This is a genomic window from Gottfriedia sp. NPDC058432 (genome assembly GCF_042721555.1).
Lineage (GTDB): Bacteria > Bacillota > Bacilli > Bacillales > Bacillaceae_G > Gottfriedia.
The window spans coordinates 25,337-45,096 of the sequence record NZ_JBHXLC010000001.1 but is presented as its reverse complement, the minus strand read 5'-3'; the positions used below and the strand labels follow the sequence as shown (position 1 = coordinate 45,096).

23 protein-coding genes, 1 pseudogene and 2 riboswitches are annotated in these 19,760 nt (G+C 33.1%); of the genes and pseudogenes, 11 read left to right on the top strand and 13 right to left on the bottom strand.

Annotated features, from left to right (window positions below):
* Nucleotides 1-87: 87 nt before the first annotated feature.
* From ACFWM3_RS00330 to ACFWM3_RS00300, 7 genes and pseudogenes are all read right to left on the bottom strand, one after another.
* On the bottom strand, nt 88-513 hold the full coding sequence (locus ACFWM3_RS00330) for an OsmC family protein (protein WP_056473303.1): 426 nt from the start codon (nt 511-513) through the stop codon (nt 88-90).
* Nucleotides 514-551: 38 nt separating this feature from the next.
* Nucleotides 552-1,247: a pirin family protein gene (locus ACFWM3_RS00325; RefSeq protein ID WP_390309587.1), complete on the bottom strand. Its 696-nt coding sequence runs from the start codon at nt 1,245-1,247 to the stop codon at nt 552-554.
* A 200-nt stretch (nt 1,248-1,447) separates the two neighbouring features.
* Complete coding sequence (fosB, locus tag ACFWM3_RS00320; protein WP_390309586.1) at nt 1,448-1,870, bottom strand: metallothiol transferase FosB; 423 nt, start codon at nt 1,868-1,870, stop codon at nt 1,448-1,450.
* A gap of 39 nt (nt 1,871-1,909) precedes the next feature.
* A pseudogene (locus ACFWM3_RS00315) lies at nt 1,910-2,857 on the bottom strand (DUF2332 domain-containing protein); the annotation flags it as partial.
* A gap of 150 nt (nt 2,858-3,007) precedes the next feature.
* A complete protein-coding gene (gene tnpB, locus ACFWM3_RS00310) occupies nt 3,008-4,141 on the bottom strand; it encodes an IS200/IS605 family element RNA-guided endonuclease TnpB (RefSeq protein WP_390309585.1) in 1,134 nt (377 codons plus the stop codon).
* Between the two features lie 34 nt (nt 4,142-4,175).
* Nucleotides 4,176-4,355, bottom strand: coding sequence for a transposase (locus ACFWM3_RS00305; RefSeq protein ID WP_390309584.1), 180 nt, complete (start codon nt 4,353-4,355; stop codon nt 4,176-4,178).
* 57 nt (nt 4,356-4,412) lie between these two features.
* Nucleotides 4,413-4,565: a hypothetical protein gene (locus tag ACFWM3_RS00300; RefSeq protein WP_390309583.1), complete on the bottom strand. Its 153-nt coding sequence runs from the start codon at nt 4,563-4,565 to the stop codon at nt 4,413-4,415.
* 124 nt (nt 4,566-4,689) lie between these two features.
* Between ACFWM3_RS00300 and ACFWM3_RS00295 the strand changes: the two genes are divergently transcribed.
* Nucleotides 4,690-5,199 (top strand): DinB family protein, encoded by a 510-nt coding sequence (locus ACFWM3_RS00295; RefSeq protein ID WP_390309581.1) that lies wholly within the window; start codon nt 4,690-4,692, stop codon nt 5,197-5,199.
* Between the two features lie 45 nt (nt 5,200-5,244).
* On the opposite strand, the gene ACFWM3_RS00290 is transcribed toward ACFWM3_RS00295, so the two are convergent.
* Both ACFWM3_RS00290 and ACFWM3_RS00285 read right to left on the bottom strand, forming a co-directional pair.
* Nucleotides 5,245-6,570 (bottom strand): amidohydrolase family protein, encoded by a 1,326-nt coding sequence (locus tag ACFWM3_RS00290; protein ID WP_390309963.1) that lies wholly within the window; start codon nt 6,568-6,570, stop codon nt 5,245-5,247.
* Nucleotides 6,571-6,625: 55 nt separating this feature from the next.
* Nucleotides 6,626-6,725, bottom strand: a riboswitch (purine riboswitch).
* Nucleotides 6,726-6,823: 98 nt separating this feature from the next.
* Nucleotides 6,824-7,276, bottom strand: a complete 453-nt coding sequence (locus ACFWM3_RS00285; protein WP_390309579.1) for a MarR family winged helix-turn-helix transcriptional regulator — start codon at nt 7,274-7,276, stop codon at nt 6,824-6,826.
* A 147-nt stretch (nt 7,277-7,423) separates the two neighbouring features.
* On the opposite strand from ACFWM3_RS00285, the gene ACFWM3_RS00280 reads away from it, so the two are divergent.
* Together ACFWM3_RS00280 and ACFWM3_RS00275 are read left to right on the top strand one after the other, a co-directional pair.
* Nucleotides 7,424-8,398: a hypothetical protein gene (locus ACFWM3_RS00280; protein WP_390309578.1), complete on the top strand. Its 975-nt coding sequence runs from the start codon at nt 7,424-7,426 to the stop codon at nt 8,396-8,398.
* A 102-nt stretch (nt 8,399-8,500) separates the two neighbouring features.
* Nucleotides 8,501-8,665 (top strand): hypothetical protein, encoded by a 165-nt coding sequence (locus tag ACFWM3_RS00275; RefSeq protein ID WP_156339698.1) that lies wholly within the window; start codon nt 8,501-8,503, stop codon nt 8,663-8,665.
* Between the two features lie 157 nt (nt 8,666-8,822).
* Here ACFWM3_RS00275 and ACFWM3_RS00270 read toward each other — a convergent pair whose 3' ends face one another.
* Nucleotides 8,823-9,803 (bottom strand): NAD(P)-dependent alcohol dehydrogenase, encoded by a 981-nt coding sequence (locus ACFWM3_RS00270; RefSeq protein ID WP_390309576.1) that lies wholly within the window; start codon nt 9,801-9,803, stop codon nt 8,823-8,825.
* Nucleotides 9,804-9,950: 147 nt separating this feature from the next.
* The gene (gene metK / locus ACFWM3_RS00265; protein WP_056473295.1) at nt 9,951-11,147 is read right to left on the bottom strand and encodes a methionine adenosyltransferase; all 1,197 of its coding nucleotides are present in this window, start codon (nt 11,145-11,147) and stop codon (nt 9,951-9,953) included.
* 208 nt (nt 11,148-11,355) lie between these two features.
* Nucleotides 11,356-11,470, bottom strand: a riboswitch (SAM riboswitch).
* 312 nt (nt 11,471-11,782) lie between these two features.
* On the opposite strand from metK, the gene pckA reads away from it, so the two are divergent.
* Both pckA and ACFWM3_RS00255 read left to right on the top strand, forming a co-directional pair.
* Nucleotides 11,783-13,369, top strand: coding sequence for a phosphoenolpyruvate carboxykinase (ATP) (pckA, locus tag ACFWM3_RS00260; RefSeq protein ID WP_056473293.1), 1,587 nt, complete (start codon nt 11,783-11,785; stop codon nt 13,367-13,369).
* 205 nt (nt 13,370-13,574) lie between these two features.
* Nucleotides 13,575-13,982, top strand: coding sequence for a hypothetical protein (locus ACFWM3_RS00255; RefSeq protein ID WP_390309574.1), 408 nt, complete (start codon nt 13,575-13,577; stop codon nt 13,980-13,982).
* A gap of 187 nt (nt 13,983-14,169) precedes the next feature.
* Here the strand turns inward: ACFWM3_RS00255 and ACFWM3_RS00250 are convergent, their stop codons facing one another.
* Nucleotides 14,170-14,613: a carboxymuconolactone decarboxylase family protein gene (locus ACFWM3_RS00250; protein ID WP_390309572.1), complete on the bottom strand. Its 444-nt coding sequence runs from the start codon at nt 14,611-14,613 to the stop codon at nt 14,170-14,172.
* Between the two features lie 233 nt (nt 14,614-14,846).
* Here ACFWM3_RS00250 and ACFWM3_RS00245 point away from each other — a divergent pair, with 233 nt between their 5' ends.
* The 4 genes from ACFWM3_RS00245 to ACFWM3_RS00230 all read left to right on the top strand — a co-directional run bounded on the left by ACFWM3_RS00245 (nt 14,847) and on the right by ACFWM3_RS00230 (nt 18,081).
* On the top strand, nt 14,847-15,335 hold the full coding sequence (locus ACFWM3_RS00245; protein WP_056473288.1) for an RrF2 family transcriptional regulator: 489 nt from the start codon (nt 14,847-14,849) through the stop codon (nt 15,333-15,335).
* A gap of 177 nt (nt 15,336-15,512) precedes the next feature.
* Nucleotides 15,513-16,505: an ABC transporter substrate-binding protein gene (locus tag ACFWM3_RS00240; protein ID WP_390309961.1), complete on the top strand. Its 993-nt coding sequence runs from the start codon at nt 15,513-15,515 to the stop codon at nt 16,503-16,505.
* A 12-nt stretch (nt 16,506-16,517) separates the two neighbouring features.
* A complete protein-coding gene (locus ACFWM3_RS00235) occupies nt 16,518-17,282 on the top strand; it encodes an ABC transporter ATP-binding protein (protein WP_390309570.1) in 765 nt (254 codons plus the stop codon).
* Complete coding sequence (locus tag ACFWM3_RS00230) at nt 17,275-18,081, top strand: ABC transporter permease (RefSeq protein ID WP_390309569.1); 807 nt, start codon at nt 17,275-17,277, stop codon at nt 18,079-18,081. Before ACFWM3_RS00235 ends, ACFWM3_RS00230 begins: the two co-directional genes overlap by 8 nt.
* A 525-nt stretch (nt 18,082-18,606) precedes the next feature.
* Here ACFWM3_RS00230 and ytkD read toward each other — a convergent pair.
* The gene (gene ytkD / locus ACFWM3_RS00225; protein ID WP_056473282.1) at nt 18,607-19,086 is read right to left on the bottom strand and encodes an RNA deprotection pyrophosphohydrolase; all 480 of its coding nucleotides are present in this window, start codon (nt 19,084-19,086) and stop codon (nt 18,607-18,609) included.
* Nucleotides 19,087-19,253: 167 nt separating this feature from the next.
* Between ytkD and ytzI the strand changes: the two genes are divergently transcribed.
* The gene (gene ytzI / locus ACFWM3_RS00220; protein WP_156339697.1) at nt 19,254-19,400 is read left to right on the top strand and encodes a YtzI protein; all 147 of its coding nucleotides are present in this window, start codon (nt 19,254-19,256) and stop codon (nt 19,398-19,400) included.
* A 24-nt stretch (nt 19,401-19,424) separates the two neighbouring features.
* Nucleotides 19,425-19,679 (top strand): membrane protein insertion efficiency factor YidD, encoded by a 255-nt coding sequence (gene yidD, locus ACFWM3_RS00215; protein ID WP_056473280.1) that lies wholly within the window; start codon nt 19,425-19,427, stop codon nt 19,677-19,679.
* Nucleotides 19,680-19,760: the final 81 nt, after the last annotated feature.

The window sequence follows — 19,760 nt, the reverse complement described above, 5'->3', positions numbered from 1 at the left end:
ACTAAAACCAGCAAACTGCTGGTTTTTTAATTACAATTAAAAAAGCTGCCCCAAAAGTTCTTTTACTTTAGGGACAGCTCCATTTAATTACAGTACTTCATTATCCTTCGTTCCATTTAAAGTAAAACTTGCTGTAATGTTAGCGTTTAAAGAATGAGCTACTGAACAATATTTATCTTTTGATAATTTGATCGCTTTTCGAACTTTTTCTGTATCTAACTCTCCACCTAATATATAATGCAAGTGAATATCAGTAAATCGCTTAGGGTGCTCCTCAGCTCGTTCACCATTTACTTCAATTTCGAATGAAGTTAGTTTTAATCTCATTTTTTCAAGGATTAATACGATATCAATCGCTGTACATCCTGCTACTGCATTAATTAAAAGTTCAACTGGTGTAGGTGCACTATTGTCTCCACCTAAAGACTCGGCAGTATCCATTTTTATCTCATGGCCTGATGGTGCAATTCCTGAAAAGGCTAACTTACCATCCCATTTAATACTTGTTTTCATTCCCTATTCCCCCTCCAATAGATAAATTCTTTCATCTATTATTTTTTCATTTCTACTACTAAATAATGTGAAAAATCTTTTGATTTTATTTTAATATCTTCTTCAATTATTTTTGCAGCATCACTAGCTTCCAATAGTTCTCCATTCACAATGGCATTTCCTTCTAATAAGACTAAATACGCTTGTCGATCCTTTTTCATTTCAAAAGTAATTTCTTCATTTTCATTTAATGTAAGCGAGTAAATATTAGCATCTTGGTGAATTTTAATTGGGGCATTCCCTTCAATAGGAGATACCATATGATACCATTTTCCTTCTCTCTCTTCCCAATCTGATATTAAGTCACCGTAATTTGGAGTATGGCCTGCTTTGTCAGGAATAATCCATAATTGAATTAATCTTAATAAATCCCTGCCCATATTATGTTCACTGTGATACACACCAGTACCTGCACTCATGTACTGTATATCACCACGTCCTATCTCATGTTTATTCCCCATACTATCAGCGTGTGTTAAATTTCCATTAATGACATATGTTATGATTTCCATATCACTATGTGGATGAGTACCAAATCCTCTATGTGCTTTAATTAAATCATCATTTAATACTCTTAATACACCAAAGTTCATATTACTTGGATCATAATAATTTGCAAATGAAAAATGATGAATTGTTTTTAACCAACCGTGATCAGCGTGACCTAATTGTTTATTATTGATTTTTTCGAACATAGTTTATCGCTCCTTTAATTTTTATCTTTAATTCGAGATATTTATTTTAGAATAACCCATCTAGATATCTTATTAATCCATCTGTTTAATACGATACTTTCTATTTCATTTTACCGAGCTCTTAACTATATTGTATCAAAAAATATCTTTAATTCAAGATATTTTTTGTAGAAAGTTTATCTAAACTTTCTATCCAACAACTAAATATAAAAATCCATATGTGGTTTAGTTTGCTTATAATATTCAATTCGATCTCGCAGGGTACCAGTATGAAATTCGAATTTATGTCCATCTGGATCAGTAAAATAAATTGAATTTTTATCCCGTTTATCTCTTTCACGTCCATTTAAGATATTCACCTTAAGTTGAACTAATTTATCATACATTTTTTCAAAGTGGTCTTCATCGATCGTAAAAGCCATATGAGTATATGAATGATGAATTTCATTTCTAGGAATAGCTTTCTCTTCATTTAATGCAAGCCATATTCCATTCAAGTCAAAATAGGCTGTTGTTCTGCCTTTTACTAAGAGAGTTGCATCAAATATGTTTCTATAGAAGTCGATTGCTAGATCAAGATTAGATACTGAAAACAACAAATGATTGATTCCTTTAATCTCCATTTTTATTCCCTCGCTTCATACCTAATTATAAATATTTTACTAAATCCTCCATTCAAACCATTTCCCATGCCCTTCTGTTTCACCAATTATTTCTTCATGCTTTACCCCATCAATATAATAGTCAAGATGTAGCATTCGATCCCAAATATTGTTATACAGATGAAACACATCCCTATTTTCACCAATACCTTCAATCGTTTTTAATAAACTTTGTTTTCCCTCTACTGGTATTTGATTTGCGACATGTGTATGAAAAATACATAGAATGGAATCATTTGATAGTTGTTTAACTACTTCTGGAAGTAGTTTAATTCCATCTGCTTCTATTAAATGGATATCATTTTCCTTCATACTTATAACGGCTTTTTCAAATAATTCTCTTCGTTCAAAATGCTCCGGCCAAATTAAAGCCTTTAACCATAGATAGTCTTCTTCATTTGATAAATCATTTACGTGTAAATCTATTCCATATCGATCAGCAACTGGAGGCACTTTGTCTAATAATGGGTCAATAGTAGAACCTTTATCTTTTACCTCTGAATCGATTAGGACATTAGATTTTATATTTCCATAAATAGTTTCGCTTGAGCTATAAGAATACTTATATTGATCCCATAATAGTTGAAGACCAGCACTAGTTCCTATTTCTATTAATGAGATTGGTTTATTAACCTTTTGATAAATGTAGGAAAAGCATGGATAAAGATATGCACAACGTCTAACTTCATTTGTTTGAACAATTTTCGTTTGAATAAGCTGAATAATTTCGTTTCTAAATTTTTTACAAAAATCCTGAAAATATGGATAAGAATCTTCTAATTTTTTTGGCCTTTCTACAAGACTTGGATAGTAATCCTTCAACGGATGATGATTACCATTCATTAATAAATAATGAATCGAACCTAATAATAAATTAGGAATAGGCTGACCAGCTTCCGCAAAAGTACACAAATCAAGTATCTCTTCGTCTTCTGCAATTTTTAATGTTGAACTACTCACCACTTAACACCTTTACAGGTTGTTTGAAGTGGGAGATTCTTGGGAACAAAGCATACTTGCTAGTGTTATTTCTTTGCCAGCTGAGGTTTCTCTTATTTACCAAGCTATCCCCGTAGATTCCTACGGTTCTATGATTATTTAGACCAAAGCCAATGTTCGTAAGCCTTCAGCTAGAATATTTTTACTAGCATTTAGATCTCGATCGTGATGTTGATGGCAATTTGAACAGGTCCATTCCCTGATTGCAAGAGATTTCTTGCAATCTTGGTGCCCACAATCAGAACATATTTGGCTGGATGGAAACCATTTACTTACTTTCATGATTGTTTTACCATACCATTTAGCTTTGTATTCTAATTTAGATACAAATGCAGACCATGATACATCAGAAATCGATTTGGCTAATTTGTGATTACGTAACATTCCATTCGTATTCAGGTTTTCGATACAGATTAGATCGTGGTTTTTGATTATTTCTGTACTCAACTTGTTAAGGAAGTCATCACGTTGATTCATTACTCTTTCGTGTAATCTAGCGACTTTTCGTTTTTGTTTCTGATAGTTTTTTGCATCAAGAAGGTTAATCCCATTCTTTTTAGCATGTAACGCACGTCTTGAAAGTTTTCGCTGTTCACGTTTTAGTTTCTTTTCCATTTTGGCAGTAAATTTATTGTTGTCAATTTTGCTTCCGTCAGAAAAAATGGCAAAATCAGTGATGCCTAAGTCGATACCAATCGATGATTCAGCTTTCACCAGTGGTAGTACGTCTACTTCTGCAAGAATGGATACAAAGTATTTACCACTCGGAGTACATCTAACGGTCGCATTTAAAACACGACCATGTACTTCGCGACTTTTAGCAAAGCGAACAAGACCAAGTTTAGGGAGTTTTATTTTGTTTTCGACAACGGCAATATTTCCATTCGTCTCTTTTGTTGTATAGGATTGAACGCGATTCTTTTTAGACTTAAAGCGTGGTGCTTTATTCTGCATTTTGAAGAATCTTGAATACGAATCTGCGAGGTTTTTCAGTGAGGATTGAAGAGCTATACTGTCAACTTCTTTGAGCCATACGAATTCTTTTTTCAACTTTGTTAATTCAGCAGAACAAGAATTGTACGTTAATCCTTTGCCAGTTTCTTTGTATGTGTCGTTCCATTGTCCTAAAAAGTGATTGAATACAAAACGACTACATCCAATCGTTTTGGCGATTAGAGTTTCCTGTTCTTTAGTTGGATAGATACGGAATTTATATGCTTTATTGACTAGCATTGTTTTCACCTCACTTCATTCCTTGATTTTCAATCTATCTCTTAACTACATTGATGGGAGAACCACCAGTAATTAGTAAGCAAAAACTTCTTGGCCAAAAAAATTCTTCACATAGCTTTTTTCTAATTTGTGGAAAGGTACGTTTGACATGATTATTGCTTTCTAATTTCACTTTAATATCAGCCTTTCTTTTACTTAAGACTGAGCATAGCATTGAGCTATGAACCAGACAACAAAAAAGCTTTTAGACATACGCACTCCTAACCGACGTTCATCTCCCACCTATTACTGGTGTTATCAAACCTTCACGTAATTGAGGAAGGAATCTTCTGTCGGATAATGATAAATATTCATATAATCCACTAGAATTTTCACATTCATTTTTTGCAAATTGCTTAAAACGTTGCTTCAGCTGAATATTCATATCAATCATCCTTAATATTTTTATTTTTCAAACTTCTATTTACATAATTTTACCATATTATATAATTTCCTTAATGTACTATGTTTTGTTGATCTTAAATCTAATACTATGAGGTGATTAATTGATGTCTAAACCAAATTCAAACGAATATAATCCACACTTCAAAGGTTATATTGAGCTAGTTCCTGAAGGGGACTTACAAACTATTTTGAGGAAGCAGTTAGATGAATCAATAAGCTTTTTTAAAGCAATCTCTAAAGAAAAATCCGAATATCGTTATGCGGAAGGTAAATGGAGTATTAAGGAAGTTCTTGGACATTTAGTCGATACTGAGAGAATAATGTGCTATCGTCTATTGGCAATTGCAAGAGGCGAGCATACCCCATTACCATCGTTTGATGAGAATGCCTATAATGATCATGCTAATTTTAACCGACTTGAGCTAGAGAAAATTATTTATGAATTTCAAACTGTTCGTCAAGCGACTTTATCTATGCTTGAAAATTTATCTAATGAAACATTAGAAAATGAAGGTAATGTTCTAAATCACCCAACGACACCTCGCGCTATTGCTTATATTATTGCAGGACATGAGTTACATCACTTAAAAATCATCAATGAACGATATTTTTAAAATAGAAAGAGCAGGAAAATCCTTTTCCTGCTCTACTTTGTAAGATTAAGCAAATCTACCCTGTAATCGATTTACTTCTGCGATTACTTTTTCTTCATCAATTGTTAAGCTAATACGGTCTTTTACGATTGCTTTCCCATCAATGAATACATCACATACATCGCTACCACGTGCAGCGTATAGTAAGTGTGAATATGCATTACTTAATGGTTGTAAATGCTCTTTATCATATGGATAAATTGTAATAAAGTCTGCCTTCTTATTGGCTTCAAGTGAGCCAGTATGCCCCATTCCTATAGCTTCTGCACCACCTCGAGTAGCCAATGTTAATGCAGTTTGTGCTGAGAATTTCGTAGCATCTTTATACATTCCTTTTTGTAGAAGAGCAGCTATTCTCACTTCTTCAAACATGTCAAGATTGTTATTAGATGCTGTGCTATCCGTTGCTATACCTACTTTTATTCCGGCGTCTAATAAACTAACCACATCAGCAACCCCAGAACCTAACTTCAAATTACTAATTGGATTATGGGCAACTCTTACATCATATTCCTTTAGAATTGCTCTTTCTTCATCATTAAGAACTACACCGTGAGCCATTACTGTCGGCTGATTAAATACACCTAATTTGCGAAGATGTTCTACAGGTCTGTTCGAATAACGAGTTTCAATATCTTGAATTTCAAAATCTGTTTCAGATACATGAATGTGCATCATCAGATCATTTTCTTTTGCAATACGTGCACTTTCGATTAGAGCTTCTGGTGTACAAGCGTATGGACTATGAGGTGCAACCATCGTTGTTAGACGGCCCTCAGCAAACCTTTTGTAGTCTTTTGAAAATTGCTCAGCACCTTTAAGATTCAATCTTTGCTCTTCTTCTGTTCCAAAGCTAAATATTGAATATGAAAATGCTCCTCTAATTCCAGTTTCACCAATTGTCTCCATGACAATATTTGGATCGATTCCATTAGGGTTAAACATATCTGAAAATGTAGTAGTTCCCGACTTAACCATTTCTAAAATACCAAGCTGTGCACTTACCGAAGCAATTTCCGTTGTATATTGTCTTTCGATTGGCCATATTTTAGTTTCTAACCAAGGCTTTAGTAGCATATCATCTCCAATCCCACGTAAAAGCGTCATAAGAATATGAGAATGTGTATTTACAAGTCCTGGCATTACCCATTTCCCTTGAAGATTAACTACTTGATCCGCATCCTTCATTAATTCTTCAGAATGATTCCCGACATAAGTAATGAATTGATTTTGTACAATCATCATCCCATTATCAAAAATTTGATTCTCCTGATCCATTGTAAAAATTGTTGCATTTATATAGACTGTTTTCATTATTATTTCCTCCCTAATCCTTTTTAAATTATTTGAAAATAAAAAAAATCCTGATTACGAAGAAGGATGTAAATAAAATTACATTCTTTTTCGTAATCAGGATTTTACGGTTCCTGGTAGAGACCCTCATACCATATCAACGAGGTTATACAAGTTTTGTATGTTGTTATAATAAAACATAATATATGATTAGTAAGTTATGTTCAAGTATTTCCATAATTTAACAAACACGAGAAGTCATCATCAAGATTCCTCCCCTTTGATATACTCTCTACTCTAATTTGCCAAGTATTTTTATGATCTTGTGCATTGAATAATCTAAATCAAGCAAGTCCTCCTCGTCAAGTTGACCAATCCGCTCACAAAAAATATGATAAAAATCTTCCCATCGTTTTGTGACAACGTTTTTTCCTTTTTCAGTAAGTATAATTTTTACACTTCGTTTATCATTCAGATCCTGAATTTTAGATACATATTCTTTTTCTTCTAATTTCATAATTAATGGAGTCATTTGCTGTTTTGAAATACTTATATTTTGAGCTAGCTCTGTAATTGAGATTCCATCTACTGTTTGAAACAATTCTTCTAGTATATGACTTTGTAAATGCGTTAACTCGGACTGCTTATTCTTTAAAGAATTTTTTGAGCTCGGCTTGTTAAACTTATTAAAAACTAGAGGAAGTAGTTGGATAAACTTCTTTGCAATTTGATGATTTGAATTCATTTTATAAAAACCTTTCTAGAAAAAATTTCAAAATTGACATATAGTAAATAAAAGTTTATTATTTATTCGATAATATCATATTTATATAAATAAAACCAATTTAACAAGTAAATATTTATTTACTATTAAACTGAAGGAGTGATACAGATGAATTCAACTGGATTAACTTTTGGTATCTATCCACTTAGCGTAGCTGGTACTCCAATAGGATTAGCTACAGGTCCCGATGATAATTATGAAAAAATATCATCTGCTCTTAAAGAGCTAAAGGGTAATACTAATCAGCTTTTACCAAGAATGTATGCTGTCTATATGGGACCAGAAACAGAAGAAAGAGTATTTAACGCTCTAAATCGATATAAAAACGCAGGTTTATTAGGTGATTTAACAATTGGCTGCCTCATGGATCCAAGCCTGTCACTGGATTATTGGTTGAATTTTGTTCGTAAAGTAATTAAAGAATTTGGCATCTTCCTTGATTCAATTCAAATCACGAATGAGCCTAATTTATCGTTTATGGATGGATCTAAACCATATGTATTAGAAGCGCTTGTACAAGGTGTTCTAACTGCAAAAAAAGAAATTGAAAAAAGAAATTTACCTATTAAAATTGGATTTGGCTCTGTACCTGAGGGAGAAGAGACAATTCCACACTTTTGGGAAAATCTAATAAAAATTGGTGGGGACGAATTAATTCATTCAATTGATTATGTAGGTCATAATTTTTATGTGGATGTATTTGAGGAACCATTAAAAATTGAGGAAGTTGCTGTTTCAGTAGAAAATATACTACGAAAATTTAGAGAAACATTGAATAGTAATGGTTTCCCTTCCACTCTTCCAATTCACATTACAGAGAATGGATGGCCAACCGGGAAAAATCCGTTTATCCAAATTGAAAGGTCATATGAACAACAATCAATCGTACTCGAGAAAATTATTCGAACAGTCTATTCATTGCGTCAGGAACTAAATATTACTCATTATGAATTTTTTGGTTTAAGGGATGCTGATAGTTCCAAAGACGACCTATTTCATCAATTTGGAATTATGAAGGATGATTATACTATTAAGCCTGCTTATCTAACCTTTCAAAAATTAATAAATGAATTAAGCGTGTAAATCATTACTTCTATAAATTTGAATGAAGTTAGTCAATTCGTTAAGACTAAAACGACGATGAGTTTCATCGACTTTCTACTATTTATATTGGAGGTAATATAATTGAGCAAAAAAGATAAACCACTCATAAATGAAGAGCAAATGAAAATACAAGCAGATCTTAATAATCTCGATCCAGGGCATTCTGTGGATGAGCACCGTAAAATTGAAACGACTAATATAATATTAGCTGGAGAAGAAATCAGACAGCAAAATGAAAACTTATAAAAGAAATCCCTCAAAAGGTCATTTTGAGGGATTTCTTTGTGTAAATAAAGTTAAAAAGTTGTACTTGTCTTTCGAAGCGCAAGTGTTACCTAAAATTGTAGTGAACATGGTACAAGCAGGCGATTTTAACGAAGAAAGCTAGAGTTTGTCAACAGTCTCATATCCCTCGAATGTTAATAACGACATTCCCCTTCTTATGCCCTTTTTCAACATAACGATGGGCTTCCACAATTTGATCAAGTGGGTATTGTCGATCAATAACAGCTTTTAACTTATCCGCTTCAATCAGTGCTTTTAAATAGTTTAAATCTTCATTGTTCATATTTGCTAAACCAAGTATTGCCTTTTTGTTATCAAATAAATTACTCCAAATCGCTTGAAAATAAACTGAAAGCTTCCATACTGCACTTAATAAATAGACGCCATCTTTGTTAAGCAATCTTTTACAATTTGAAAAAGAGCTCTTCCCTACCGTATCAAAGATAATGTCGTAAGTTTTCTTACTCTTAGCAAAATCTTCATTTGTATAATCTATAACTTCATTTGCTCCTAAAGATCTCACCAATTCTAAATTTGATGTACTACATAATGCAGTAACTTCTGTACCAAAATATTTAGCTAGCTGAATTGCATAGGTTCCAACACTTCCTGAAGCACCATAAATAAGTACTTTTTGTCCATTTTGAATAATACTTTTCCTTAGAAAATGTAATGCTGTAATCGCCCCAACAGGTACTGCTGCAGCTTGCTCAAATGTCATATTTATTGGTTTTTTAGCTAGAACACCATCTTCATGTAAAGAGATATATTCAGCATTAGCCCCAAAAGTAAATCCACTATACCCAAAAACTTGATCACCTGTTTTAAAATTTCTTACGTTTTTGCCAACTGTTACTATTTCTCCCGCAAGCTCACAACCTGTTATTTTATTTTTCGGCTTGGTAAGGCCAAACATTAGGCGGGAAGGCAGCCAGTACATATATGGAAAATCGGAACTTCGAAGTTTTACATCACCTGCTGTAACAGTTGATGCATGTATTTTAATTAATACTTCTTCATCTTTTAATTTTGGTTTTTCAACTTCTGTTATTTGAAGAACTTCTGGTGGACCATATTTTGTACATATAATCGCTTTCATAGGTTCCTCCATTACAAACTTTAATTCAGTCATTTAAACCTATGAAAAATGATTTTTAAGTATACCTATATGTAATGTAATTCGTAATTCTAATTAAACAAAAAAGACTGAATATAGCATATGCCATATTCAGCCTTAATCATTTTATTATAGACCTGCTTCAGTTTTTAAAACTTCTGCTTTGTCAGTACGCTCCCAAGGAAGATCGATATCTGTACGGCCAAAGTGACCATAAGCAGCAGTTTGTTTGTAAATTGGACGACGTAGGTCAAGCATTTTAATAATTCCAGCTGGACGTAGGTCGAAGTTGTTGCGAATTACTTCAACTAATTTTTCTTCTGAAACTTTACCTGTACCAAAAGTATCAATAGCGATTGAAACTGGTTTAGCTACACCAATTGCATATGCTAATTGAACTTCAGCTTTATCAGCTAAGCCAGCAGCTACGATGTTTTTCGCAACGTAACGTGCAGCGTAAGCAGCAGAACGGTCAACTTTAGTTGCATCTTTACCAGAGAATGCGCCACCACCGTGACGAGCATATCCACCGTAAGTATCAACAATAATTTTACGACCTGTTAAACCTGCATCACCTTGAGGTCCACCGATTACGAAACGACCTGTTGGGTTGATAAAGAATTTTGTGTTTTCATCAATTAACTCAGCTGGTACAACTGGTTTGATTACAAGTTCTTTAATATCATTTTCAATTTGAGCTTGAGTAGCTTCTGGACCATGTTGTGTTGATACAACGATTGCATCAATACGAACTGGTTTGTTGTTTTCATCATACTCAACTGTTACTTGAGTTTTACCGTCTGGACGTAAGTAAGAAACTGTTTCATTTTTTCTAACTTCAGTTAAACGGCGTGCAATTTTGTGAGATAATGAAATTGGAAGTGGCATTAATTCAGGTGTTTCATTAACAGCAAAACCGAACATTAAACCTTGGTCTCCTGCACCGATTGCTTCAATTTCTTCATCTGTCATGCTACCTTCACGAGCTTCTAATGCTTGGTCTACACCTAAAGCGATATCTGCTGATTGCTCATCAATAGAAGTTAAAACTGCACATGTATCTGCATCAAATCCGTATTTTGCACGGTCATAACCGATTTCACGGATTGTTTCGCGAACGATTTTTGGGATATCTACATAAGTAGAAGTTGTAATTTCACCTGCAACAAGTACTAAACCTGTTGTAACTGAAGTTTCCGCTGCTACACGAGCATTCGGATCATTTGCTAAAATTGCATCAAGAATTGAATCTGAGATTTGGTCACAGATTTTATCTGGATGTCCTTCTGTAACTGATTCTGAAGTAAATAAACGACGTTGTGACATTGAGTCCCCTCCTAAATTGAATTGACGGATCTCTTTTTTCTCAACATAAGAATAAAAAGTTTGTTCCTATTCCTATGTTTCCCATTTAAGATAAAGATAACTCAGTGTAAATTACGAAATTGCCACTGTATTTAAGTTTTGAGCAAAAAAAAAGCCTTCCTCTTATCAAATATTACCTGAGGAAAGGGTTCTTGGTATTTGCCTTTCGCTCTTATCGTCCAAGACATAAAAAATAGTCTTGCATCAGGTTCAGCACCTTTCACTAAAAGTGAGGTTGCTGGGCTTCGTAGGGCCTGTATCCCTCCACCTACTCGGGATAAGAGAGTATCCGTATGAAAAGTATCATATTAAAATTTCACTTTCTTGTCAACAATTTTCATCATAACTTAGACATAATTCTACAATAACTTTATCCCTACATTCATTTCTATTTAATGGGAAATTACTAATTATTATACTTACATTTAAATAACTTACTTCATTTAATAAGTAAATTTTGCTCAAATTTATTTTTTAATCAAATTCATAACACATTTTGCCAACTAATAGTATACACTATTAAAATAAATGTGTTATACTATTTATCGAGATACCTACATGGCAGACAAATTATATTTAAAGGATGGTATTAGTATATGAAGACAGTTGATGTAAACTTTGAATTAAACGAATTACTTACTAGTAATCAAATGTATAACCAACTAAGCGTTTCTGAGTTAGTTGAAAAAGTCCTAACAAGACAAGAAGGAATTTTAACGTCAACGGGAGCAGTTAGCGTTTCAACAGGCAAATATACTGGACGTTCACCTAAAGATAAATTTATTGTTCAAGAGGCATCTGTTGAAAATTTAATCGATTGGGGTTCAGTAAATCAACCAATCTCTGCTGACGTATTCGAAAAATTATATAGCAAAGTACTTAACTACTTAAAAGATCGTAACGAATTATTCTTATTTAAAGGATTTGCTGGTGCAGATACTGAGTATCGTTTACCTATCCAAGTAATTAACGAATTTGCATGGCACAACTTATTTGCTCATCAATTATTTATTCGCCCAACTGAGCAAGAACTTACAACACATGAAGCAGAGTTTACAATTGTTTCGGCTCCGACATTTAAAGCAGACCCTGTAGTTGATGGAACAAATTCAGAGGCATTTGTTATTGTATCATTTGAAAAGAAAATAATCTTAATTGGTGGTACGGAATATGCTGGAGAAATGAAAAAATCTATTTTCTCAATCATGAATTTCCTATTACCACAAAATAATGTTTTACCAATGCACTGTTCTGCTAACGTTGGTAGCGAAGGCGATGTAGCATTATTCTTTGGACTTTCAGGAACTGGTAAAACTACATTATCTGCAGATGCAGACCGTAAACTAATCGGTGATGACGAGCACGGCTGGTCAGATAATGGTGTATTCAATATTGAAGGCGGTTGCTACGCTAAATGTATCAATTTAACATTTGAAAAAGAGCCACAAATTTTCTCTGCAATTAAATTTGGTACAGTTTTAGAAAATGTAGTTGTTAAACCTGATAGCCGTTTAGCTGACTATGATGATACAACTTTAACAGAAAATACTCGTGCTGCATACCCAATGCAAGCAATTCAAAATATCATTGAGCCAAGCGTTGCTGGACATCCACATGCAATTATCTTTTTAACTGCTGATGCATTTGGAGTATTACCTCCAATCAGTAAATTAACAAAAGAGCAAGCTATGTACCACTTCTTAAGTGGATTTACTAGTAAATTAGCAGGTACTGAGCGTGGTGTTACTTCTCCACAAGTAACATTCTCAACATGTTTCGGATCACCATTCTTACCGCTTCCAGCTGTAGAATATGCAAAAATGCTTGGTGAAAAAATTGAAAAGCATAATGTAAATGTATTCTTAGTAAACACTGGTTGGACTGGTGGAGAATACGGTGTTGGTAAACGTATGAATCTATCTTACACAAGAGCAATGGTTCACGCTGCACTTGAAGGTGATTTAAACAACATTGAAACTACTCAAGATGAGTTTTTCGGTTTAGCAATTCCAACTCATGTACCTGGTGTACCTGATAGCGTATTAGTCCCTTCAACAACTTGGGAAGATAAATCAGCTTATGATCAAAAAGCTCTTGAATTAGTAACTAAATTCAAAGAAAACTTCAAAAAGTTTGAAGGCTTTGATGCTCAATTAGCTGAACTTGGTGGACCTTTAAAATAATCTAATAAAGTAAAATGTAAAGGCTGTCCAATAAGTCGGGATTTATGACTTATTGGTAGCCTCTTTTTATTTTCAGTATTAAAAAACAACCTCACTCATTAAAAGGAAATTATTAACATTTAAAGAATAAGATTAAAGTAACATTAAATAAACTGAACATGGATAATAATCACTATTTATTTATCGAATTAAATGGAGGATTAAAATGAGATCCATAAAGATATTAACTCTGATTTTTTCATTTACTGCAATTTTATTAACTTCCTTGTTTTTATTTAATACTGGTACCTCGTCTAAAAATTTAGATAATCATGTTTCACTATCTTCTAAAGAAATTGAGCCAAAAATTGAATCATTATCCAAAAGATATTATGAGATCAAAGATTCTGTGGATAATCAATTACTTTATGGAGTTGAATATTATTTGGTCTTATCAGTACCAGAACGTTATAAAAACGATATAGAAAATGCTCAAATAGAAATCCTACTACCTAAAAAAGTCCAAACAATATTTGGAGTCAATATTGAAGAAATCAATCAGAATCAAAGATACAAAATCAATAATGGAAGAGCCAATTTAGTTTATCTAGCTCCATTGCTACTTCAAATATAACAATAGATCAAAAAAATTATATTAAAAATCATTATGATCTTTACACTATAAAAATTTTTTCTAATGAAAATAAATTAATAAAAAGCATTGTTATAAAAGTAAAAAATTTTAATAAGAATTGAAAAGTTACATATAAAAAATGAGCCAATCTTCGGCTCATTTTTATTTTTCAAGTTTTATTAGGATATTATTTTTCAGCTGGTCTATTCCCCATTGAAATAGAGATACGATTCCAACTGTTAATTTGATTGATTGTGAATACAAGATTTACGTATTCTTTTTCGCTAAAGTGTTTACTTACACGATTATATAGATCAGCAGATATACCTTTATTCGAAATTAGTGTAATATGCTCAGTTAACTCCAAAGCTGCTTTTTCAGCATCTGTGTAAAAATCACAATCTCTCCATGCACTAACACAGTATAAACGTTGTTCAGTTTCTCCTATTTCCCTCGCTTCAGAGGAATGCATGTCAAGGCAAAATGCACATCCATTTATTTGTGAAGCACGAATTTTAATCAGTTCACGAAGTTTATGATCTATACCCGTTGTTTTAATATACTTTTCCATTTCCATCATTATTTTAAGTGCTTCTGGTGCTAATTTTGAATAATTAATTTGATTTTCCATTTTAATTCCCCCTAAAAAAGTTAATTCTAAAAATAATTAAATGTAGTTTTTGGAAATACTTAAATTAGCGACAAAATTAATCGACGATTTATACCATCTATATTAAAACCTATATTTCATTATGTCAAACACCTTTTACGTTTGAATTGTTCTTAAAAGTAAATGTTTGACAAAGAAATAAAACATTTCTAAGATTAATTAAAAATAATCTCATTTATGAAGAAGGTGTTTTCATGCAATATAGCGTTGGAGTTGAGTATGCACTTCATTGCCTTGTTTATTTAATTGACACTCCTGAAGATTCTCCAATTGGAATAAAGGAACTATCCTTCTTTCAAGGTGTTTCAGATACATATCTTTCAAAGATTTTTAGTAAGCTGTCTAAAGCTGGTATTGTAAGTTCCGTTCCCGGAGTTAAGGGTGGCTTCAAACTTGCCAAGTCACCAGAAGAAATTTCTTTTTGGGATGTAATTGAAGCAATTGAAGGTCCTAAACCAATCTTTCAATGTAAAAATATTAAAGATAACGGATATCTTTATAGAGAAAAAGGTTGTACTCCAAGTGCCACCTGCACGATTAATTTAGTCATGCTCTCTGCCGAAGAAAAAATGCATGATTATTTACGTAATAAAACACTTTCATGGTTAAACAAAGAATTAGAAAGTGTTTTACCTAACGAAATACGGGAAGATACTCGAAATTTTTTTTCAAAGAGTAAATAAAAAACCTCTCTAATTTCCTAAAAAAGGAAGTAAGAGAGGTTTTTCTTTGTTCAACCACCTAAAGACTTACACATAAGTAACCGAGCTATTTTAGTAGAGTCAGTACTCCGCATTCACCCATTTTCTCCTATTGCATAGGCTAATTGTATATTTTCGATTAGGAGGGATTAAATGAAAATCAAATGGCTCGTGATTTTGTTTTTATTAGTTGCTTCTATTTTAGGTGCATGTTCGAAAGATAAACCTAAAGATGGTACTACAAAGGTGAGAGTTGCAGAAGTGACACACTCATTATTCTATGCACCTCAATATGTGGCTATTAGTGAAGGAATATTCAAAAAGCATGGATTGGATGTTGAGATCACAACTACTGCTGGTGGAGATAAAACTATGACTGCTGTATTGTCAAACGGTGCAGATATAGGATTAGTTGGGCCTGAAACAACAATATATGTATACGCTCAAGGTGCAAATGACCCAGTGAAAAGCTTTGCCCAATTGACTCAAACTGATGGCACATTTCTAGTAGCTAGAAATCAAACGGTACCATTTAATTGGGATCAACTAAGAGGCAAAACATTTTTAGGTCAAAGAAAAGGTGGAATGCCACAAATGGTTGGCGAATATGTCCTAAGTAAACATGGGATCGATCCACATAAAGATTTGAACCTTATTCAGAATATTGACTTCGCAAATATCGCGAATGCATATGCTTCAGGTACTGGAGAGTATGTTCAATTATTTGAACCTACCGCAAGTATTATGGAAAAAGAAGGAAGAGGTAAAATCGTTGCTTCATTCGGCTTGGAATCTGGAAAAGTTCCTTACACTGCTTTTATAGCAAAAGAAAGTTATTTGAAGAAAAATGCGAAAACAGCTCAACAATTTACAGATGCAATTTATGAAGCTGAACAATGGGTTGATACTCATTCTGCAGAAGAGATTGCAAAAAGTGTGGCACCATTCTTTAAAGATACTCCTTTAGACATTTCAATAAAAGTTATAGATCGCTATAAGTCTCAAAATTCTTATTCAACAAATCCAATATTAGAAAAAGATGAGTGGAATAATCTTCAAAAGATTATGAAGAACTCTGGTGTATTACCAAAAGAAGTTCCACACTCAGTTTTAGTAGATACAAAATTTGCCGAAAAATCTACGGAGAAGTAGTAGGTTAACAAAATGAGTTATCTAACAGTTAATGATATTTCTCATGTATTTTTATCGAAGGAAAAGGCAATTAAAATATTGGATGGCTTAACGTTTGAAGTTGAAAAAGGTGAATTTGTATCTGTATTAGGTCCAAGTGGCTGCGGAAAAAGCACACTTTTATCGATCATTTCTTCATTACTTACCCCATATGACGGTTCAGTAAAGTTTAAAGGTAGGCCTTATGATATAAAATCGGGAGAAATTGGTTACATGCTTCAGCATGACTATTTATTCCCTTGGAAAACAATTAAAGAAAATATCTTTCTCGGTCTTCAGATTCTAGATAAGGATACCGAAGAAAATAAAAATCGAACGCTAGAATTGTTAAATGAAGTTGGATTAAAGGATTATGAAAATGCATACCCAAGAGAGCTATCCGGTGGGATGAGACAACGCGTTGCATTAGTAAGAACTCTTTCTACAAGTCCATCAATTGTATTATTAGATGAACCATTTTCCGCTCTAGATTATCAAAATAAAGTAAAGCTTGAAGAATTAGTTTTCAACTTATTTAAGAAGTTAAATACTACTGCTATCTTAGTAACACACGATATTGAAGAAGCAGTAGCCATGTGTGATCGGGTTATTACGCTAACAAATGCCCCTACAAAAATATCAAAAATTTTCAATTTACCAGAAGAATTACGTATTCGCTCCCCTTTTGAAACACGACACCAATCACTCTTTTCTTCTTATGTTTCTGCGATTTGGAAGGAGTTGGAGAAACGTGGCTAAAGTAAATGACGAACTAAAATCCTATCACGCCAGTATCGTCAAAAAAAACCGCCGTAAAAAGCTACTCATATTTTTCTTCCAACTATTAATTATTATTGTCTTTTTTATAGCTTGGGAGCTTTTAAGTCATCGAAGAATAATTGATCCTTTATTGTTTAGTTCACCTACTAAAATTTACGATTTACTCAGCGCAAAATTGGGAGATGGCTCTATTTATCATGATGCTATGACTACAATCACTGAAACTCTCGTAGGATTTATTTTAGGAACAATTATCGGGGTCATTCTGGCCATCATTCTTTGGTGGTATCCATTTGCCTCGAAAGTCCTTGATCCATTCTTAGTAGTCTTTAATGCCATGCCAAAAGTCGCTCTTGGCCCAATCATCATTGTAATTTTTGGTCCTTCATATTCGTCCATTATTGCGATGGGAATCATAATAAGTTTTGTCATAACAGCGCTGGTTATCTATCAAGCCTTCTTACAGGTAGATGAAAATTATGTAAAAGTCATTAAAAGTTTTGGAGCTACTAAAACTCAAATCTTTAAAAATGTGATCTTTCCTGCTAGTATACCTACCGTCATTTCCACATTAAAAGTAAATGTCGGATTAGCTTGGGTAGGAGTGATTGTCGGAGAGTTCTTAGTTTCAAAAAGCGGACTTGGCTATTTAATCGTTTATGGTTTCCAAGTATTTAATTTCACTCTTGTTCTAATGAGTGTATTTATCATAAGTGTATGTGCTGGTTTGATGTATATTATTGTTGAATTTATTGAAAGAAAAACTATAAAGAAATAATTTGAGGTAATATGAGAGAAAGTATAGGAACGTAAAAAAGCTCACTTAACTTAGTGAGCTTTTTTACGTTCAAAAATAATCTTTTCAATTAATTACCAAATTTTCGTAAAAGAGTAGAGTGATGTTGATTTCCACTACGGGGGTGCTCGCTTTCCATGGGGCGAGACCTTAGCCTCCTCGGCTAGCCTGCGGGGTCTCAGCCTTCCCGCTTATCCCATAGGAGTCGAGCACCCCTCCATTCCAATCAACTTATTCATCAAAAAAAGGTTACGTTAAAAAGCTAATTTAATATCCTTTACTTAAAATAACAGTTTATTAATCAGTTCATGGGTAAGTATAATAGCTCAAACATCAAAGTTGATTACTCATAAGAGCTTCATGAGTAAGTATAATAGCTCAAACTTGAAAGTTGGTTACTCATAAAGGCTCCATGAGTAAGTATAATAGCTCAAACTTAATAATTGATTACTCATGAATCTTATATTACGGTGTCAAATTTATAATGAAACAGTAAAAAAGCTCACCTTATAAAAGTGAGCTTTTTTTAGTATTCAAGTAACTTAAACTTTGTGAAAATACTTCGTCACGCATGATAAAACTAAATCGGCGATCTTTTTTTATGTTTGGTGGAAATTCGTCTAACAATACAGGGCCGTTTGTTTCAAAGTAGTGCTTTTGAGTTAAAAGTTCTCCTATTTCGGCAAAATAAATATTTTTTATGATAATTTTATCCTTACCTGTAACACGGTATTGCCCTAAATATTTAATTTTAGAAACATTTCCACCTGTTTCTTCTAAAACTTCGCGTTTAGCTGCTTCTTCAGGTGATTCGCCTTCCTCGACTTTTCCGCCTGGGAATTCGTAACCTCTTCTTTGGTGGTCTGTAAGTAACCATTGGTCATTGTATTTACAAATAACCCAAACATGTTTTGGAGCGGGTGAAAATGGATGTTTCTCAAACGATAATTCAACTGTATTATGGTAAAAATCTTTAAATATGTACATTTTAACCTTCCTACATTCATACTTGTTTTTCCATTGTACTATTTCTATTAAAATGTTTCATCATTATTGAAATAATATTCCTGAAACTTTTATGAAAATATTTGATTGCCTTGCATATTAGCCAGTATACTATATCATAGTAGTATAACTATTTAGGAGGACATAGTATGACTGGAGTATTTATTGTTAGTGGTATTATTATCGTTGTTGTATTCGGTGCTTTCGTTCTTACTGTAAATAAAGGATATGGTGTACAACACAAAGTCGATAAGCTAGAAGACGTAAAAATGAAAAATAACCATGAAGAGAAATAATTCTAGCAGACGAAAGGTTTGTATATGAATAAAATTTTAATTGGAATCATTAGATTTTATCAAAAATGGATTTCACCTGCAACGCCACCATCATGTAGATTCTATCCAACTTGCTCAAGTTATGGACTAGAGGCATTACAAACCCATGGTGCGCTTAAAGGAACCTATTTAACGACTAAAAGAATACTTAAGTGTCACCCACTACATCCAGGTGGATATGATCCTGTACCTGATAAAATAAATAAGGAAACAAAAAAAGATACGGTCAAAGAAACTTGAAACGAAAAACAAGTTTAATTTGATCGTATTTTTTTATTAGGTTATTTCTGTATAGATTGACTGTGTGTTGAATTCCTAGCG

Excerpts from the sequence above, each read along its gene's own strand:
- ACFWM3_RS00330 (WP_056473303.1), bottom strand. The coding sequence starts at position 513 with ATGAAAACAAGTATTAAATGGGATGGTAAGTTAGCCTTTTCAGGAATT.
- ACFWM3_RS00325 (WP_390309587.1), bottom strand. The coding sequence starts at position 1,247 with ATGTTCGAAAAAATCAATAATAAACAATTAGGTCACGCTGATCACGGT.
- fosB (WP_390309586.1), bottom strand. The coding sequence starts at position 1,870 with ATGGAGATTAAAGGAATCAATCATTTGTTGTTTTCAGTATCTAATCTT.
- tnpB (WP_390309585.1), bottom strand. The coding sequence starts at position 4,141 with ATGCTAGTCAATAAAGCATATAAATTCCGTATCTATCCAACTAAAGAA.
- ACFWM3_RS00305 (WP_390309584.1), bottom strand. The coding sequence starts at position 4,355 with ATGCTATGCTCAGTCTTAAGTAAAAGAAAGGCTGATATTAAAGTGAAA.
- ACFWM3_RS00300 (WP_390309583.1), bottom strand. The coding sequence starts at position 4,565 with ATGAATATTCAGCTGAAGCAACGTTTTAAGCAATTTGCAAAAAATGAA.
- ACFWM3_RS00295 (WP_390309581.1), top strand. The coding sequence starts at position 4,690 with ATGTCTAAACCAAATTCAAACGAATATAATCCACACTTCAAAGGTTAT.
- ACFWM3_RS00285 (WP_390309579.1), bottom strand. The coding sequence starts at position 7,276 with ATGAATTCAAATCATCAAATTGCAAAGAAGTTTATCCAACTACTTCCT.
- ACFWM3_RS00280 (WP_390309578.1), top strand. The coding sequence starts at position 7,424 with ATGAATTCAACTGGATTAACTTTTGGTATCTATCCACTTAGCGTAGCT.
- ACFWM3_RS00270 (WP_390309576.1), bottom strand. The coding sequence starts at position 9,803 with ATGAAAGCGATTATATGTACAAAATATGGTCCACCAGAAGTTCTTCAA.
- metK (WP_056473295.1), bottom strand. The coding sequence starts at position 11,147 with ATGTCACAACGTCGTTTATTTACTTCAGAATCAGTTACAGAAGGACAT.
- pckA (WP_056473293.1), top strand. The coding sequence starts at position 11,783 with ATGAAGACAGTTGATGTAAACTTTGAATTAAACGAATTACTTACTAGT.
- ACFWM3_RS00255 (WP_390309574.1), top strand. The coding sequence starts at position 13,575 with ATGAGATCCATAAAGATATTAACTCTGATTTTTTCATTTACTGCAATT.
- ACFWM3_RS00250 (WP_390309572.1), bottom strand. The coding sequence starts at position 14,613 with ATGGAAAATCAAATTAATTATTCAAAATTAGCACCAGAAGCACTTAAA.
- ACFWM3_RS00245 (WP_056473288.1), top strand. The coding sequence starts at position 14,847 with ATGCAATATAGCGTTGGAGTTGAGTATGCACTTCATTGCCTTGTTTAT.
- ACFWM3_RS00235 (WP_390309570.1), top strand. The coding sequence starts at position 16,518 with ATGAGTTATCTAACAGTTAATGATATTTCTCATGTATTTTTATCGAAG.
- ytkD (WP_056473282.1), bottom strand. The coding sequence starts at position 19,086 with ATGTACATATTTAAAGATTTTTACCATAATACAGTTGAATTATCGTTT.
- ytzI (WP_156339697.1), top strand. The coding sequence starts at position 19,254 with ATGACTGGAGTATTTATTGTTAGTGGTATTATTATCGTTGTTGTATTC.
- yidD (WP_056473280.1), top strand. The coding sequence starts at position 19,425 with ATGAATAAAATTTTAATTGGAATCATTAGATTTTATCAAAAATGGATT.